The following is a 15,947-nucleotide window of genomic DNA, read 5'->3' on the forward strand; positions in this document are numbered from 1 at the left end:
TTTTTTAAGGGAACCTGAAAAGAGAATAATGACACGGCTATTTGACGACTCCTCGCTGGCACTCGTTGCGCACGTCTTGGCACATGGCCCCCTTTCGCGCGCCGACACCGCACGGGATCTTGATTTATCACCTGCCACCCTCACTCGCCTAGTTCGTCCTTTGATTAACAATGGGACAATCAGTGGGGTGTGTTCTGGGATGTCAAAAACGGGGATGGGGCGTCCCACGAAATTGCTGGAAGTTTCTTCCCACAATCGTTCTTTTATCGGAATTAACCTGACCAGTTCTACGATCCACTGCGTGCGCACCGACACCCATGCACGCATTATTTCTAGTCAAACAGTTCCGATCCAAAATCGGAGCACAGATGAATGCCTATTGCAGTTAAAGGGGCTGATTGACGAACATATCCACTCAACTAAGTACCCCTCCGTTGAAGGAATCGGAATTTCATTGGGAGGGAAAATCGATGGTTCCACTGTCCTTGAAAGCCGCTTCTTGGGGTGGCGAAACGTAAACCTAAAAACTTTTTTCGCAGAAACCACAGCTGAAAACATTCCCGAAATAGAACTAGTTAATGACGTAACCGGTTTAACCATGTTGGAGCAATGGTTTGGGTTGGGACGGCATTGTGAAGATTTCGTGGTTGCCACAATTGGGGATGGCGTAGGTCATGGCATGGTCCATAACCTACGAGCTGTTCGCTCCCCACAGGGCGGTGTAGGTATGACCGCCCATCTTCCTCTGGCGGGAGCCCACGGCGTTTGCCAGTATGGACACGTGGGGTGCGCTAATGGGGCGCTGACTGTACCAGCGATTTTGTCGCGAGCTCAAGCGGGTAGAGCCATTACCGAGAAGGGTAATTCGCCAACATCGGCGGAAGAACTCATGCGGCTAGCAGATAACGGCGATAAATCCTGCAGGCGCGCGATTGCCGAATTTGCTCGAAGCCTGGCGGTGTACCTTCAGACAGTCGCGTCTGCTGCTTTGGTTATGGATGTGGTCTTGGACGGGGAGGGCGTGTGCCTATTGGAATCTTGCTGGGCAGCGGATTTCGACAAGCATTTAAATTCTTATGCCCGCCCCGACGATCCTCGAATCACGGTTCACCGGCGTTCAGGTAGCTTTGAGCGTTGGGCACAGGGCGCCGCGGTAGCGGCGATTGTAAAGTGGCTAATCCGCGCAACTCGCAGCGCTAATGGTAAGGCGTAAGTCTTTAACTACCAGCTATTATCGCTTCTGGGCAATCCCGCTACTGTAGCGCCGCCGATTCTCAGCAGATAACACCTATCAATAAGTGAGTCCCTTAAAAACTAGAGGGCGACGAGTGGCTTCACATAGGGGATCTCTTTGCTGCGAGCCTGATCAAGTTCATAGGCGGTCTGCATGTCCAGCCACAGGCGGGCATTACCGATTCCCGCAAGCTCCAGCCGCAAAGCCAGGCTAGGGGTTAGTGCCGCTTTCCCATTCAGAACCCGCGAAAGGGTAACTCGAGATACCCCCAACTTGCGACTGGCGTCGCTCACCGAAACACCAAGTTCCTTCAAGAAATCCTCCCGGATTACCGCCCCGGGATACACCGGATTTTTCATACTCATTCTCTCTAACCCTCCTCAGTGATAGTCAAGGTAATCAACAAGTTCCACATCTTCACCCACGAATCGAAAGATCAACCGCCAGTTCCCACTGACTCGCAGCGACCAATAACCCGCAAGCGTTCCCGTCAGTTTGTGCGCACGGTAGCCCGGAAAGGTCAGCAGCGGCGCCGGATCATGTACTTGATCCAACACCGACAGCATCCGCGCAAGTTTATCTGCGTGAGCAGGATTGATACCGGATTTCGATCCTGATTCGTAAAACCGCTGCAATCCTGCGTGTTTGAAGCTGACGATCACCACCTAAGTGTATCGCATAACTTTACAGCACGAAAGGGCTAAACCTATTCGTGACTCAACTCAGTTCTTCTGCTGTTCCGTCAAGTACACCTCGCGACTGACAAGTGCGGGAGCCAAACACATCTCCAGCAACCGCGGTGTCCAAAAAAGTCCAACTTGCACAACAGAAACGGTCCAACTTGCACAACGCACGATAAGACAGGGCTGGATGCTGGTGCCGTTCTGAGGTTAGATTGCGCCGCATCCTGCACTATCGGGCAAAAGGGACAGCACCCCTTGACCAATGTAGCTTTTAAGCTACAATTAGGGTGTGAAAATTGCTTCCAGCAGCTTGTTTGACGCTTCGCTGGAGGGGATAAATCTAGCCAAATCAGAGATATTAAAACCGCTCAAAACCTCGCAAAACAGATAAGAAAGGAACGATCATGAACGAAGTGACTTTTTCTGCGTTTGACGCGAGCAAATATCTTGACACTGATGAAGCGATAAATGACTACTTAACTATCGCACTCGAAGATGGTGACACCAAAACGGTGCAAGTGGTTTTACGTGACATCGCCCGAGCACACGGCATGACTCAGCTCGCTAAAGAAACTCAGCTCAACCGCGAATCCCTCTACAAATCATTATCCAAAGAGGGCAACCCATCCTTTGCGACCATCACGAAAATCATGAAAGCCCTCGGACTCAAAATGACCCTCGCCACCCAATAGCCCTAAACCCTGGAACGAAAAAGATCAACCCTAAGTTTTTCCAAACAATCCGCCCGGATTACCGCCCCGGGATACACCGGATTTTCTATACTCACGTTTCCTCGCCCTCCCCTGGATATCTCTCCCTCTGATAGTCGCAGCCCTGGGCGCCGGTTATTAGCGGTAAACGTCTTTACGATGTCCCAGATCAACTAGAACAACAATCAGTTCTCGGTCCCGGATTTCAGTAATGAGTCGATAGTTTCCAACCCGGTAACGCCAGTAACCAGAGAATTTGCCCTTTAATGGTTTCCCATACTTTCTGGGCTCGGCAGTATTGACTAGGTTCTTTTCTACCCCCGCTTTAATCATCACCAATACCGGCTTATCCAGTTTTTTCAGGGCTTTCTTGGCTTCTTTCGTGTAGTAGAGCGAATACCGCTTCATACCCCCAATTCCGCCCATAAATCATCGTGGGAGTACAGCTCCGCCTCACCGGCGACCTTCTGCTTTTCATAACGCGCGATCGTCTGCAGATCGTATTCGTCCTCAATGCGTTCCATCATGGTTGCGCGAATAACCGCAGATAAACTCCGGTTATGAATCCGCGCGTAATCCTTATATAAATCCAGCTCTTTATCCGGAACCCGTAAACTAATCGTCCCCATCATCTCTCCTCCCAGCGCTGTACTACAAGTGTAGTACCACCTAGATTGAGGGCGCAACAGTTTTACCCCTAACCGAGGGCGAAAACCCGGGATGCTTCACCCGATAACGCCAGTAGCCACAAACCACGGGTGTTTATTGGACGTGTGGTTCGGGACGATGTCTATCACTACCCGAATGCCACGCTCACGTAATGCCGTCACCAGGTCGAGAAACTGCGCCAGCGTACCGATACGCGGATCAACATCGCGATAGTCAATCACGTCATATCCGCCATCAGATAGTTCTGACGGATAGAAAGGGCTGAGCCACACCGCGTCGATATTTAGGGAAGCCAAATAATTAATACGTGAGGCTATGCCAGCCAAATCCCCGATGCCGTCACCATTAGAGTCAGCGAAGCTGCGCGGATAAATCTGGTAAACAACACCTTGACGCCACCAATCTGCGTCTGAAAAGGCGATAATCCTTCCTTAAGCTTTCTTGAAAGACAAGATACGAGATTCCCAGGGCGCCAAATAATCCGGTGCATTATCGGCATGGGTGCCCAGTATCAGTTCGCCGCCGTTAAGATCCGGCAGGTCGTTTGGAATAGCCGCCCGCTTAGACGAACAATTCGCTAAAACTAATAAGGTCTCGTCACCGAGGGTACGGGTAAATGCCCAAATTTGTTCGTGTTCCGCCAGCAGCAATTCAAAGCGACCTTCGCGCACCACTTCAGATTCGTGGCGCAGTTTAATTAGCGCCTGGTAGTGCTTGAATACCGAATTCGGGTCTTGACGAGCAGCTTTGGCATTTATCTTCGGGTAATTCGGGTTGGGCTTAAACCATGGCTCACCATTGGTGAATCCAGCATTGGCCGACTCCTCCCATTGCATTGGGATGTGGGGCGTTTCGACGCCGCAGTCCGGACCTGTGTACTCATGGTGATGTTCTTCCCCGCCCGTTACCGCAAACGCATCCACACGCTGGTGTCCTGCGGCAGCATGCCGTCCGCAGTCAGCTCTCCCGAGCACAGCAGCACATCGCCCTCAGGCAGGGCGGCTGGCGTGGCACCGAAGTTCGTCAGATTCGCCCAGCCGTTGCTGCGACGATAGGCGATCACACCGCCCGCATTGCCGTCCGCTCCGTCTTTGCTTCCGGATTCCGCATCCTGCTCCAACCATTCGAGCTCGGTGTCATACAGCTTCAACTCATGGCGTAAGGCGAGCGCCCGACGGTACAGGTTGAGCATCGAGTTACGGTCCGCCCGCTCTCGGTCAACGGCGAAATCACGGAACCACAAGGGCTGAGGGAGATGCGGCCGGGCCGGGGTCTTCCCGTCCTGCGCACGTTCAGGCGAAAAACCGAAGGACCCTGTCTGCGCGAAAGCACTCCCACCATCACGAACACCGGCATCCGCCGCGACCCAAGGCAGGGGCACACGGCACCCATCACGGCCTTTGCTCATACCGGAACGGGCGGTGCGCAAGGCAGTCGGGTCTTCGAGCCGGTCCCAGGGGATATCGGCCACTTCGAACAGGCCCAGCTCCTCACCCTGATAGATGTATGCGGAACCGGGGAGTGCAAGTTCCAGCAGAATGGCGGCCCTGGCACGTTTGGTGCCGAGCGCGCGATCCTCGACATAGGTCTTGCCATCACGCAGCAGCCAATCCAAAGCGAGCTGATGCTGATGCCCCGGTACGGAAACCTGGGGCAAGGCGTATCTGCTGGCATTGCGCGGCACATCGTGGTTACTCATCACCCAGGTCGAGGTCGAGCCGGACTGCTTCGCCGATGCGATGCCTTCGGCAATGGCCTCGTGCATCTCGTCGCGGATCCAGTTCTTCTTCGCGAATTCGAAGTTGAATACCTGTCCGAGCTCTTTGGGGCTGGCGTACAGATGCTGCCTGTCAGGGTTCACCCAGGCCTCCGCAACCGCGAAACGCGGAGGATTGTACTGGTTGAACAGCTTCCTCCATTCACGGTAGATCTCATGCACCTCATCGCGGTCATAGGTCGGATGCGAGCCATCGGAGGGAATGGGCTTGAATACGTCAACATCCCACTGGTCAAGGTCATCCCGGTCCAGGTCCTTGGCCAAAGCGTGTGCGACATCGACGCGGAAACCGTCCACACCACGGTCACACCAGAACCGCAGCGTCTTGAGGAAGTCATCACGCACCTCCCTGTTATCCCAGTTGAGATCGGGCTGATCGGGCGTGAAGAGATGCAGATACCATTGGCCGTCGGCCACACGCTTCCAGGCGGAACCGCCGAAGTTGGCGATCCAGTTCGTCGGCGGCAACTCGCCATGCTCGCCCCGCCCCTCGCGGAAGATATACCGTTCTCTCGCCGCGGAACCCGGTTCCGAATTCAGGGCCTGCTGGAACCACGGATGATGGCTGGAGGTATGGTTCGGCACGATGTCCACCACGACCTTGATATCGCGGGAGTGCGCGGCCTCGACCATTTCGCTGAAATCATCCATCGTGCCCAGACGACTGTCCACATTGCGGTAATCGTCCACATCATATCCGCCATCGAGCAAATGGGAGGGGTAGAAAGGGCTGAGCCAGATCGCGTCGATGCCCAGATCGCTCAGATAGTCCATTCTTGAGGTGATGCCCTTGATATCACCCAAACCCGATCCGGTGCTGTCGCTGAATGACCTCGGGTAGATCTGATAGACCGAAGCCTGTTTCCACCAGAGCTCGTCCTTCAGCGCGTCGGATTCCTGCGCATCGGTTCCGAATACGCCACTCACGGCCGTTGTGTCATCCTGGGATACTTTGAGGTTCAATGAATCTGCACTCATAGTCAACTCTGACTTTCTTCCAATCGTCATTGATAGTGTTTGGAACAACAACCTTTATGCTAGCGCTTGCATAAATGTTGTGCAAGCGCTAGCAATAAATAGTCACTGAACTTCGCTCCCCACGTCCCGCCGATGGGATAGCGGGCGGCCGATGGCCCTTCACAGTACAATTGCAGCAGTAAGCAGGAGATTCCAGGCGGGACAGAGAAGAATGTTGTTGAAGGATATAGCCGAAATGGCTTCCGTATCACTTTCGACGGTTTCCCGTGCCCTGCACAACGATGAACGCATCAGCGAGGCCACCCGGCTACGCATCCAGGCCATAGCCGAACGTGAGCATTTCCTGCTGTCGAAAAGCGCTTCCGCGCTGGCTTCCCGCAAATCCTTCCGTATCAGTGCGCTCTTCGTCGACCGCTTCAACACCTGGTTCACCTCCACGTCATTTGAAGGTCTGTATACGACCATCGCAGGAAGCGGATACGATCTCTTTCCCATCGTCTTGCACACCCCGGAACAGATGGACAGCTATTTCCGCAGCATCTCCGAGAACAAGAACACCGACGGCATCATCATCGCCTCGATTCTGCTCAGCCCCGAGCAATCCTCCCAGTTGGCGGATGCCAACATCCCCATCGTCGGCCTTGACTCGCAGGACACCGAAGGCTATGACGCCGCGGTGCTCCTCGATAACACCGCATCCATGCGGGACGCCGCCGAGCACATACGCGATCTCGGGCACCCGCAGGTCGGCCTCGTCGAATTCCCCCAACCAGGGTCATTCAGGCGATACAGCTTTACCGAACGCATCCCCACCTTCGAACTGGCGTTGGGCGCCGCAGGCTACGATCCGCGGAACGTTCAGCGTTTCCGTAGCGAGAACAACCGCGCCGATGCCCAGGGCGTCGCCTCTTTGTGCGCACAGATACTGTCCGCCCAGACCCGGCCCACCGTGCTCTTCGTGGAGACCGACGACTTCGCCATCACACTGATCGCGGCACTGCAACAACGCGGCATCCAGGTGCCACGGGACATCTCGGTCATCGGATTCGACGACAATGCGGCCTCCGAACTGGTGGGCCTGGTAACCTTCCATCAGGATGCACTCGACGACGCGCGCCTTGCGGCCTCGAAGCTCCTGGACATACTCAACGGCAGACAGCTGGCCGAAGCATATTCAGGGCTAATACCCAAAATATGTGTCTTTTGCCGGGCGTGTTGGGGTGGTTTAGTGTCCTGCCCAGCCTTTGCGGATGTGTAGGGATCCGTTTTGGTATGAAGTGTCCCAGGTTTTGTTCCGTTTGAGTAGATGGGAAAATCTGGATTATGCCTAAGAAATTTGATCAGGATGCGAAGGATCGTGTGGTTCGTCTTGTTGAGGATCGGGTTCTTGCGGAGAATTTGTCCTTGCGGGAAGCGTGTCAGGTGGTTGCGCCAAGGCTTGGTGTTTCCTGGCATACTGCTCGCCAGTGGGTGCAGCGCTCTCGTCGTGAGGGTCGTGTTCACCGCCTAGAGGAGGACGTGATTGTTGAGAATGCTAGGTTGCGGCGTGAGAATCAGCAGCTGCGTGATACGAACGAGTTACTCAAAGCGGCGTCGGCTTTTTTCGCGTCAGAACTCGACCCGCAACGTCGGAAATGATCGCTTTCATTGACCGGTACAGGGATCATTTTTCGGTCGAGTTCATTTGCGCGACGTTGAATGTTCATCGTGAGGGTGGTTTCATTACCTCTCGTGGCCTCGGCAATCCAAATCTCGTGGGGTAAGTGCTCGCGCTTTGCGTGATGTGGTTGTTATTGAGCGGATCAAACAGATACACCGTGATAATTACAGCGTTTATGGGATACGCAAGATGTAGTTGGAAATCCTATAGATTTCCCTACCATTTCCTTGGCTTCACCAATACGAGCCAGCTCGATATTGGGTTCGGCCTGCGTTACGGTGGCATGCTCTTCGCCGTGAGGGTATCAGTATTGACCTGAAGCAAACAGCTCGATTGATGCGTCTAGCAGGTGTGAGAGGGAAGATGAAGGGCAAATGCCCGATAACTACCCGGAAAGCCGGTAGGGAAGATACCCGTCCTGATTTGGTAAAGCGTGACTTTAGAGCGCTAGCCCCGAATCGTTTGTGGGTAGTAGATATTACCTATGTTCGCACAGTCAAGGGATTTGTGTATGCGGCGTTCGTAACTGACGTGTTTTCCCGCAAGATTGTTGGTTGGGCGCTATCGGATTCGATGCGTACGAAATCTCTACCGTTGCAGGCACTCAATCAGGCGGTATTGTCAGCTAAGGAAACTGCGGGTCTGGTACATCATTCAGATCATGGATCCCAATACGTAAGCATCGTCTATAACGACACGCTCACCAATGCCGGGATTAGACCCTCAACCGGAACCATTGGTGATTCTTACGATAACGCGATAGCAGAAAACGTTAACGGCTCATATAAAAATAAGCTCATCCACACCCGCCGGTGGAACAACGTAATAGAGGTAGAAATCGCGACATTTCAATGGGTGTCATGGTGGAACGAACACCGCCTCCACCAAGCGCTAAGCTACCGCACACCCAGAGAAATCGAGACCGAATATTGGGGAAAACACAAACACCAAGTAATAATAGAAAACAAGGCAAACGCCTAGGAACAAAACCCAGGACAGTTCAAACACGCCCGGAAAAAGACACATATTTGGGTATTAGCCCGTTACACTTAACAATCAATTCCCGTTTTCAAGGGGGAAGACTCACATCTCAAGGAGTAGAGACAATGGGGACTAATTCAAAAGCTTCAATGAAACCCGCAGCATCCTTCGAACCAAAGAATCCTGGTTTATGGACCTATGTAGCATTTACACTCGCTAACCTAGGTCTGTGCATCGTCTACGGATCGGCATTGCAAGTTTTACTTGCTACGCAAGTTGACGCGATTGTAGGACCAGAAAATCGGGTGGGACAGCTTGCTATTGTAACTAGCGTTGGCGCTGTATCTTCAATGATTGCTCAGCCTGTTGCAGGGTGGATAGCGGATAAAACACATGTACGCTTTGGAAAGCGTAATTTTTGGATTTTTATTGGTGGTATTTGCTCTCTCTTCGTATTATTTCCATTAGCTTTCAGCAACAGTGTTTGGATGATTACGCTTCTTTGGGCGGCTTGCATGTGGCCACTTAACACCATTCAAGTTAATCTCAGCGCTTTCATCCCAGAGCGCACCCCGATTAATCGCAGGGGTCTCATGTCTGGCGTGATGGGAGTCGCAAGATACGGAGGTATGACCATTGGAGTCATTATTGTCGGTCAAGTCGCCTCTACCATTCCTTCTTATATAATTGTTGGAGTTACATGCGCACTAACTGCAATGCTTTATTCCTTCACCACTAAAGATTTATCTTTGGCTGAACGTCAAGAGGCAATCGCTACTGATTCAGATAAGTCCCCTTCGGAGGTGAACAGAGGAAAGAACGTTTTATTCACCTCAGCCGCACACGATTTTTGGCTCGCATTCGCATCAAGATTCTGCGTGATTGGCTCATATTTCCTTGTGACCGGATACATGCTGTATATGCTGCAGGACTATATTGGCTACGGGGATCAAACCCTGGTTGCTGCAGCTGCAGGAGTGGGCATCGTCACCGCCGTTATAACAATTGGAAACTTAGTATGTTCTGTTCTGGGCGGTATGCTCTCAGATCGCCTAGGTAAAATGAAAATTTTTATTGTGGGTGCCGCCGCACTATTTGCGGTCCCTGCTATCCTTATGTATTTTTTTCCGTCATGGAAAATGTTACTAGTTTCTGCAGCTTTAATCGGCATCGGATTTGGAACCTATAACTCGGTTGACCAAGCGCTTGTCGCACGCGTGCTGCCGTCGAAGGAGACTGCAGCGAGAGATTTAGGCATTATTAACTTTGCTGATGCTGGACCACAGACTGTTGCGCCTACTATTGCTGCCGGTATTGTTGCTTTTACAGGCGACTATGGAGTCATCTTCCTTGCTATGGGATTCTTCTGTGTAATTGGAGCAGTAATCGCTCTACGTATTAGGGGTGTGGATTAAAAGCCTGGGTATATTTTAAGGGGAATTATTATTGCAATCTATCCAATTATCTAAGGAACTCTCGATACTTAAAAACTAATGTAAGCAGAATCCTGAGAGCCAGGGAAAAATATAGCTGGTTTCAAATGGATGAATCCTACTGGGTTTTGTTCCGCTTCTTATACAAGGGTCGGTTGACTGGCTCGGTGTTGATTATAGCTTGCGATAATCTCCTCTGGGTAGCGTAGCCTAGGGGTTCGTGGAGGCGGTGGTTGTTCCACCAGTACACCCGGTTCAGGGTTTCCCACTCGATTTGGCTACACGAGCGCCAAGTGCAACAGTAGATTAACTGAGCCTTGTTTAGTCCGCCTACGGTTCGGCTTGGCGTTATCGTAAGAATCGCCGACGCTGCCAGTAGAGGACTTTACACCGTAGTCGGCAAGTTTTTCATGGTATCTGATATAAATGTATTCCGATCAGTGACTGCTATGGCGAATCGGATCTTTTAGATTTACCCTGGCGCAGTATTCGTGTTTAAACACACCATTTTTAGAGCTCCCACTAAAACAGGGGTGGAAGGGCAGCCCACAGGGATCTGCTTTTTTATATTCATTCTCTCTTAGCTACCCCTAGAAACAGCTAAGCTACTAATATTCGCTGGTGGGACAGGCGAGTCAGCCGACTACCCCGCCAGTGATAAAGATCGGAGAAGTAATGAAGTTTGTCCTTGCTCCAGACTCGTTCAAGGGAACCATGAGCGCTGCCACGGTCGCCGCTACCATGAGCAGCGGCGTTCGCGACGTTTTCCCCGATGCCGAATGTGTCGAGGTGCCCATGGCTGACGGTGGGGAAGGTACCGCCCGATCCTTAGTTGCTGCACTCGGCGGTGAAATGCGTTCGGCTCAAGTAGCCGATGCATTAGGGCGCCCTAGGCCCGCACACTTCGGATGGATTGCAGCAAGAATGCTCGCAGTCGTCGAAATCGCAGAAGCTGCCGGTATCGAACATTTAGCTTTAGAAGAGTTAGATCCTCATCAAGCCACTACTGCGGGCGTAGGGCAGCTGCTCAATCAGATACTTGAGCTTTCCCCCACTAGCCTGATTGTTGGTTTAGGTGGCTCTGCCACTAACGATGGTGGCTGGGGAATGGCGCAGGAGTTGGGAGCAGTTGCTAAAAATAGCTCCGGTGACCTCATCGATAGCTGCCCACTAGCCTTAGCTGATGCTGCCAGCCTAGATATCAGCAACCTCAGTAAACGTTGGCAAAAAATAACGGTCACCCTTGCTTGCGATGTCGATAACCCGCTCACCGGAGAAAGAGGTGCCACCGCGGTTTTCGGCCCCCAAAAGGGGGTGCAGCCTGAAGAAATCGCCATATTTGATGCAGCTTTAGCGCAATGGGGAAAGCTTTTAGATAAAGCTAGTGGTCATCCCGTAAGTGAAACTCCCGGCGCGGGAGCCGCAGGCGGCTTAGGGGCAGCTTTTATGGCATTGTTAGGCGCAAAACCGCAAAGCGGGGTCAACGTGGTAATCGATGCCGTCAATCTAGAGGATCAGCTAGCCGGGGCAGACTTTGTTTTCACTGGAGAAGGCGCCATGGATTTCCAAACTAAATTCGGTAAAACCCCCTGGGGAGTTATGCTCACTGCCCGCAAACATAACATTCCTACTATCGCATTCACCGGCAATTTAGGACGCAACGCAGAGTCACTACACGAAAACGGCTTTGCCGCCATCGTCCCGACCGTACGCGAAGTAGGGAGCTTAACCGAGGCTCTCGAAAAAGCTCAGTCATCGCTGCGTGAATCAGTGCGTATGACCTGCCGGATACTTGCTGCGCCAACTTTCCCGCGTGACTGAATAATAAAAACGGATAGGGTGCATTTACGGGAAACCAGCAAGATCCTTCCGCTTTTCTAGCGCGCTGATAATTTTAGAGAATGACTAATAAAAATAAGCTATCCCCCGAAGATGCGAGAAAATTTATTAATGACGACCCCTGGAACTGGCTGCCTGGCAGGCATTGCTCCTCTGTTCGCAAGCGATGCTCTTCTGTTCACTTGGGTGAAGAAGAAGGCATTCGTATTTTAAGAGCTCGCGAGCAAGCCGCTCTGACTCCCGTCTCGCCAGAACAGATTGCTAACTATGCGAATGAGTTTCTAGCTGCCTTAGGGATTCCGGAAGTTGAAACCCCCAGATTTGCTTTTCCACCTGGACTAACCGATGACGAACTGGACCGGTATCTAGAGGAAAATCTGTACGAACCAATAAGTGCCTCGGGAGGAAATCGTAAGGACTTGGTTTGGATGAAATTCACCGACCAAGGTTTTCTGGGGGTGGTAGCGGCAAGTGCCGACATCAATTTTGACATTCGAAAAGACGGAGAAACCGACCTAGGAAAACGAACCGTAGCAGGAATAATCGTTCATGGACTCAAGCAAACGTGGGATAGAAGCTTCGTGCTAGCGTTTCCTCTCAAATCAATACCAGAAGATTTGACATGCAGTGGCATAGAAACCGGCATCGGAAACTATCTGATCAGCCAGGATGTCCCGATATTGGACTATTACTCCCACAGGTACTTCTAGATCCCAGGCGCGACGGTCAGCCTGCCCAACAGTGGGGTTCTTCCCCTTAATCGGGAAAACACCAGGATCACATCCTGGCTACGGGGCGACAATTATTCTCGCGTGGAGCCGACTATCGGACTCGAACCGATGACCTGCTGTTTACAAGACAGCTGCTCTACCAACTGAGCTAAGTCGGCGGGTACGTAACCCGTACAGAGGGCGCGCCGCGCGCGAAGCGTCCGCAACCCTTACGAAACCAGCGCATCGGGTAGGTATCAAGTACCCGTAGCCCTCGCCTCGCGTCCTCGAAAATGAAGACGCCCTTTAGTTTGTCACGGCTTTAGTAAATGAACAAAACCGCAGCTAGTTGGCACCCGGTTCTTATGGTTTTCTGGGCAGCTAAAAGATAGCTCTCACCCAGCCACAGCGGGCTAAAACCTGGCCGAGAACAGGTCCCTGCCTAGCTAGCAGTCCCCCTGACCTATTTCTTACCGAGCAGCAGATCCTCGTTAAAAGTTCCGTCCTGGTTAATCGGATTGTCAACCAACTTCGCATTGGAGGCAAACATCGGGGTTCCTATCTGCTGGGATTGCTTACCAGCAGCATCCGCCCACTGTTTTTGCCACTTCTCCAGCAGCGCCGATTGGGGTTCTGCCTTGAAGGAGTTAATGATCTCGTCTTTAACCCCAACCTTCTTGGCAACTTTCTTGATTTTTTCTAGCGACTTAGCCGGATCAGCCATAATCGTGGAGTTACCCTGATCCTTCCAACCAGCGTCCTCACCTTTAGCGAACATCACCCCATATCCGGCATCGATCAACGCTTGATGGAACTCCAGCGTTTTCTCTGGCTGAGCTGCAGCCACCTGCATAGAGGCATTCCCGGCGATAATCGTCCACGGCAGTGCGTGAGTAGCCACTGGATGCAGCACCAGATTAGCTTTACCGTCCTTAGCAAAAGCCAGGATCTTCTCCCCCAACTGATGTTCTAGGTTCAGACAGGCGGGGCAGCCATAGGAAAACCACATCTCAATAGTGGGAACCCCAGCGGTAGCTTTATATACGCCCTTTTGGCCAATCAAAATACCCTGCGCCGCATCAACGGCCTCCTGACCAGAGAGGGCAGCAACTTTTTCCGGGCGCTGACCGGAAAGCACCGCGCCTGTATTCCCCTGCGCTTCTCCATTTCCGCTCTGCGCAACCAGGTATCCGGCGAGAGCCACCGCGGCCACCACTAGCACCGCAACTATCGCGATCGCTACCCGTTTTCCGGTTTGCTTACGGCGCGCCGCTTCCCGCTGTGCTTCTACCTGTTTCCAAACCTTTTCTTGTCGCTTTTGCGCGGCTTGAGATGAGGTCTTAATTTTTCCGGTCTGAAACTTGCCTTTTTTCTGTGCCATTGCTTTCCGCTACTACTTTCCTGCGACTTTCCAGTTTTCTGTTTCAAGCATAAACGAGGACGCGCCTAGCTCCCAGCCTATCCGGGCTTTGATCACCGCAACCCGGGCTAATCAGGCTACCAAAGGAAATTTACCACCATATATTCGGCGCCGATGCTGACTGCCAGTGCCACTACCCCCCAAAACAGACGGGCACCGGCTCCCCCGATCAGGCGCACCATAGAGCCAAACCCCACTCTGAAGGAACGAGAAAAAAACGCCACTATCGTGCCAAACAGCGAATACGCCAGGTAGAGCAGCACCCGATAAACCGCCTGTTGTTCGCGCCAGCCCTCGGGCAAAATCCGCTGTGCAGGTTCCAATAAGAGCACATCCCCGTACTCTCCTATTAGGGTCACGCCCACCCCCACCAGTATGGTCACCACTATTACTCCATGTAGCGGCGCCCATAATGGTTGGGCTTTGAGCGCCGCACTGGGCGGAGTAACCATTCCCGAAGCCAGTTGCGCATCTCGCATCCGCGCCCTAAACGCCCCAAACAGACCGCAAAAGGCCACTAAGGCAGTCAGAACTACCGTACCCAGGGATACTGTCAGCGGTGCATGCAGATTATTTTTTAGCGCAAATACTTCGGTAGCCAGCGATAAGGACAGCATTAAGACCAAACAAGACAACCAGGCGTTAGGTAACTTATTGGGGATATAGCGCGGCTCCCACTGCGCAGGCACCCCGCCAACCCCTCCGGCAACTGCACCGTAGCCAGGCGCCGACGGCTGCACCCCCGGATCTACGCCGCCCCCCGGATAGTTACTTGCATAGTTACCCGCGGACGCCACCTGATAACCGGCCGGACTGCCACTTTCGGGGGGAGCCGGAGGATAAAGCCGAGTAGCTTGACCTGAAGCTGAGGGCGCGGAACTGGGCTCTGATTCCCCTCGGTGTTGAGAAGCAGGCGGAAAACTGGGAGGAGGCGGCCCCGGATCGGCTGCACCAACATTCGCTGTGTCCAAAGCTGCGGTCCCCGCCCGCGCAAAACCAGAATCATCCGTCAGGTAAGAATCTTCCGGCAAGTAATCAGCGGGATCTTTCCCCTCATTAACCGCCCTAAAAGCCGCGATTAGCTGGTCGGGAGTTGCTCGCCGCTCCGGGTCTACCTGGAAACCAGCCTCAAAAACTCGCTGTAGCGACTGCGGCAATTCCGATAGGTCAGCTTGACCAGTATTTATGCGCCCTAAAACTACTTCGATAGGACCAGAACCAAAGGGCGGACGGCCACTGATGCAATAGAGCAACACACACAGCCAAGCCCACCAGTCATCGCGCGGGCGCGCATCCTCGCCCTGAATAAGTTGCGGAGAAATATATCCGGGAGTTCCCGTGACCAGCCCGGTCGCGGTTAAACGTTCCGCCCCCGGAGTTTGGGAAATCCCAAAATCAATCAACACCGGCCCTTGCTTCGAGATCATGATATTGGCGGGTTTCACGTCCCGATGCACCACCCCGGCGCTGTGCAGTTCCCGCAAAATCCGTGCCAGCCACTGCGCCAGGTCAATCAAATCCGGTAAATCCCAGGTGCCGAATTCGCTCACATCCTGGTCGATAGTCACCCCTTTGATCAGCTCCATAGCCACGTAAGGGGTTTCGCCCTGGGTATTTACCTCGAAAACTTTCGCTACCCCCGAGGAGCTAACGCGGTTAATCGCGTCCGCCTCCCGCTGCAGACGTTTGCGGGCATTGGGGTCGCTGGCAATCTGCGGATGCAAAAACTTCAAGGCAACTTGGCGACCATCAGGGGCTTCGGCCTGGTAGACCGAGGCCATTCCCCCGGCGCCCAAGGCCTTAATCACCTTGTATCCGCCAATTTCTTGCGCGACCACTGTCTCCCTAACTGT

General features: G+C 52.9%; 15 protein-coding genes, 1 tRNA gene and 1 pseudogene. 7 read left to right on the forward strand and 10 right to left on the reverse strand.

Annotation, left to right across the window (positions count from 1 at the left end; translation table 11 throughout):
- Positions 1-28: 28 nt before the first annotated feature.
- Positions 29-1,213, forward strand: a complete 1,185-nt coding sequence (locus KO216_RS06965) for an ROK family protein (protein ID WP_215523518.1) — start codon at positions 29-31, stop codon at positions 1,211-1,213.
- A 101-nt stretch (positions 1,214-1,314) separates the two neighbouring features.
- Here KO216_RS06965 and KO216_RS06970 read toward each other — a convergent pair whose 3' ends face one another.
- Both KO216_RS06970 and KO216_RS06975 read right to left on the reverse strand, forming a co-directional pair.
- Entirely contained in the window at positions 1,315-1,599 is a 285-nt protein-coding gene (locus KO216_RS06970; protein ID WP_215523519.1) for a HigA family addiction module antitoxin, read from the reverse strand.
- 15 nt (positions 1,600-1,614) lie between these two features.
- On the reverse strand, positions 1,615-1,899 hold the full coding sequence (locus tag KO216_RS06975; protein WP_215523520.1) for a type II toxin-antitoxin system RelE/ParE family toxin: 285 nt from the start codon (positions 1,897-1,899) through the stop codon (positions 1,615-1,617).
- Between the two features lie 422 nt (positions 1,900-2,321).
- On the opposite strand from KO216_RS06975, the gene KO216_RS06980 reads away from it, so the two are divergent.
- Entirely contained in the window at positions 2,322-2,609 is a 288-nt protein-coding gene (locus KO216_RS06980) for an addiction module antidote protein (RefSeq protein WP_215523521.1), read from the forward strand.
- A 156-nt stretch (positions 2,610-2,765) separates the two neighbouring features.
- On the opposite strand, the gene KO216_RS06985 is transcribed toward KO216_RS06980, so the two are convergent.
- From KO216_RS06985 to KO216_RS07005, 5 genes are all read right to left on the reverse strand, one after another.
- Complete coding sequence (locus KO216_RS06985) at positions 2,766-3,035, reverse strand: type II toxin-antitoxin system RelE family toxin (RefSeq protein ID WP_215523522.1); 270 nt, start codon at positions 3,033-3,035, stop codon at positions 2,766-2,768.
- Complete coding sequence (gene relB / locus KO216_RS06990; RefSeq protein ID WP_215523523.1) at positions 3,032-3,256, reverse strand: type II toxin-antitoxin system RelB family antitoxin; 225 nt, start codon at positions 3,254-3,256, stop codon at positions 3,032-3,034. Before relB ends, KO216_RS06985 begins: the two co-directional genes overlap by 4 nt.
- 96 nt (positions 3,257-3,352) lie before the next feature.
- On the reverse strand, positions 3,353-3,622 hold the full coding sequence (locus KO216_RS06995) for an alpha-amylase family glycosyl hydrolase (protein ID WP_309547290.1): 270 nt from the start codon (positions 3,620-3,622) through the stop codon (positions 3,353-3,355).
- Positions 3,623-3,727: 105 nt separating this feature from the next.
- On the reverse strand, positions 3,728-4,219 hold the full coding sequence (locus tag KO216_RS07000) for an alpha-amylase family glycosyl hydrolase (RefSeq protein ID WP_215523524.1): 492 nt from the start codon (positions 4,217-4,219) through the stop codon (positions 3,728-3,730).
- Positions 4,201-6,051 (reverse strand): glycoside hydrolase family 13 protein, encoded by a 1,851-nt coding sequence (locus KO216_RS07005; RefSeq protein ID WP_215523525.1) that lies wholly within the window; start codon positions 6,049-6,051, stop codon positions 4,201-4,203. Before KO216_RS07005 ends, KO216_RS07000 begins: the two co-directional genes overlap by 19 nt.
- A gap of 235 nt (positions 6,052-6,286) precedes the next feature.
- Between KO216_RS07005 and KO216_RS07010 the strand changes: the two genes are divergently transcribed.
- The 5 genes and pseudogenes from KO216_RS07010 to KO216_RS07030 all read left to right on the forward strand — a co-directional run bounded on the left by KO216_RS07010 (position 6,287) and on the right by KO216_RS07030 (position 12,674).
- On the forward strand, positions 6,287-7,309 hold the full coding sequence (locus KO216_RS07010; protein ID WP_215524093.1) for a LacI family DNA-binding transcriptional regulator: 1,023 nt from the start codon (positions 6,287-6,289) through the stop codon (positions 7,307-7,309).
- A gap of 65 nt (positions 7,310-7,374) precedes the next feature.
- Positions 7,375-8,692 (forward strand): annotated as a pseudogene (locus KO216_RS07015) (IS3 family transposase).
- Between the two features lie 125 nt (positions 8,693-8,817).
- On the forward strand, positions 8,818-10,107 hold the full coding sequence (locus tag KO216_RS07020; protein WP_215523526.1) for an MFS transporter: 1,290 nt from the start codon (positions 8,818-8,820) through the stop codon (positions 10,105-10,107).
- 639 nt (positions 10,108-10,746) lie between these two features.
- Entirely contained in the window at positions 10,747-11,946 is a 1,200-nt protein-coding gene (locus KO216_RS07025; protein WP_215523527.1) for a glycerate kinase, read from the forward strand.
- Between the two features lie 80 nt (positions 11,947-12,026).
- Complete coding sequence (locus tag KO216_RS07030) at positions 12,027-12,674, forward strand: hypothetical protein (RefSeq protein WP_215523528.1); 648 nt, start codon at positions 12,027-12,029, stop codon at positions 12,672-12,674.
- A 103-nt stretch (positions 12,675-12,777) separates the two neighbouring features.
- Here KO216_RS07030 and KO216_RS07035 read toward each other — a convergent pair.
- From KO216_RS07035 to KO216_RS07045, 3 genes are all read right to left on the reverse strand, one after another.
- Positions 12,778-12,853, reverse strand: a tRNA-Thr gene (locus KO216_RS07035).
- Positions 12,854-13,137: 284 nt separating this feature from the next.
- Positions 13,138-14,055 (reverse strand): DsbA family protein, encoded by a 918-nt coding sequence (locus tag KO216_RS07040; protein ID WP_215523529.1) that lies wholly within the window; start codon positions 14,053-14,055, stop codon positions 13,138-13,140.
- A gap of 116 nt (positions 14,056-14,171) precedes the next feature.
- Positions 14,172-15,932 carry a serine/threonine-protein kinase gene (locus KO216_RS07045; RefSeq protein ID WP_215523530.1) on the reverse strand — a complete coding sequence of 587 codons (1,761 nt, stop codon included), beginning with the start codon at positions 15,930-15,932 and terminating at the stop codon, positions 14,172-14,174.
- Positions 15,933-15,947: the final 15 nt, after the last annotated feature.

The sequence above is a fragment of the Varibaculum prostatecancerukia genome (assembly GCF_943169825.2).
Taxonomy (GTDB): Bacteria; Actinomycetota; Actinomycetes; order Actinomycetales; family Actinomycetaceae; genus Varibaculum; species Varibaculum prostatecancerukia.

What these genes read in the sequence shown, in the direction of transcription:
- KO216_RS06970 (WP_215523519.1), bottom strand. Translation starts at nt 1,599, where the DNA reads ATGAGTATGAAAAATCCGGTGTATCCCGGGGCGGTAATCCGGGAGGAT.
- relB (WP_215523523.1), bottom strand. Translation starts at nt 3,256, where the DNA reads ATGGGGACGATTAGTTTACGGGTTCCGGATAAAGAGCTGGATTTATAT.
- KO216_RS07030 (WP_215523528.1), top strand. Translation starts at nt 12,027, where the DNA reads ATGACTAATAAAAATAAGCTATCCCCCGAAGATGCGAGAAAATTTATT.
- KO216_RS06985 (WP_215523522.1), bottom strand. Translation starts at nt 3,035, where the DNA reads ATGAAGCGGTATTCGCTCTACTACACGAAAGAAGCCAAGAAAGCCCTG.
- KO216_RS07005 (WP_215523525.1), bottom strand. Translation starts at nt 6,051, where the DNA reads ATGAGTGCAGATTCATTGAACCTCAAAGTATCCCAGGATGACACAACG.
- KO216_RS06980 (WP_215523521.1), top strand. Translation starts at nt 2,322, where the DNA reads ATGAACGAAGTGACTTTTTCTGCGTTTGACGCGAGCAAATATCTTGAC.
- KO216_RS07010 (WP_215524093.1), top strand. Translation starts at nt 6,287, where the DNA reads ATGGCTTCCGTATCACTTTCGACGGTTTCCCGTGCCCTGCACAACGAT.
- KO216_RS07020 (WP_215523526.1), top strand. Translation starts at nt 8,818, where the DNA reads ATGGGGACTAATTCAAAAGCTTCAATGAAACCCGCAGCATCCTTCGAA.
- KO216_RS06965 (WP_215523518.1), top strand. Translation starts at nt 29, where the DNA reads ATGACACGGCTATTTGACGACTCCTCGCTGGCACTCGTTGCGCACGTC.
- KO216_RS07040 (WP_215523529.1), bottom strand. Translation starts at nt 14,055, where the DNA reads ATGGCACAGAAAAAAGGCAAGTTTCAGACCGGAAAAATTAAGACCTCA.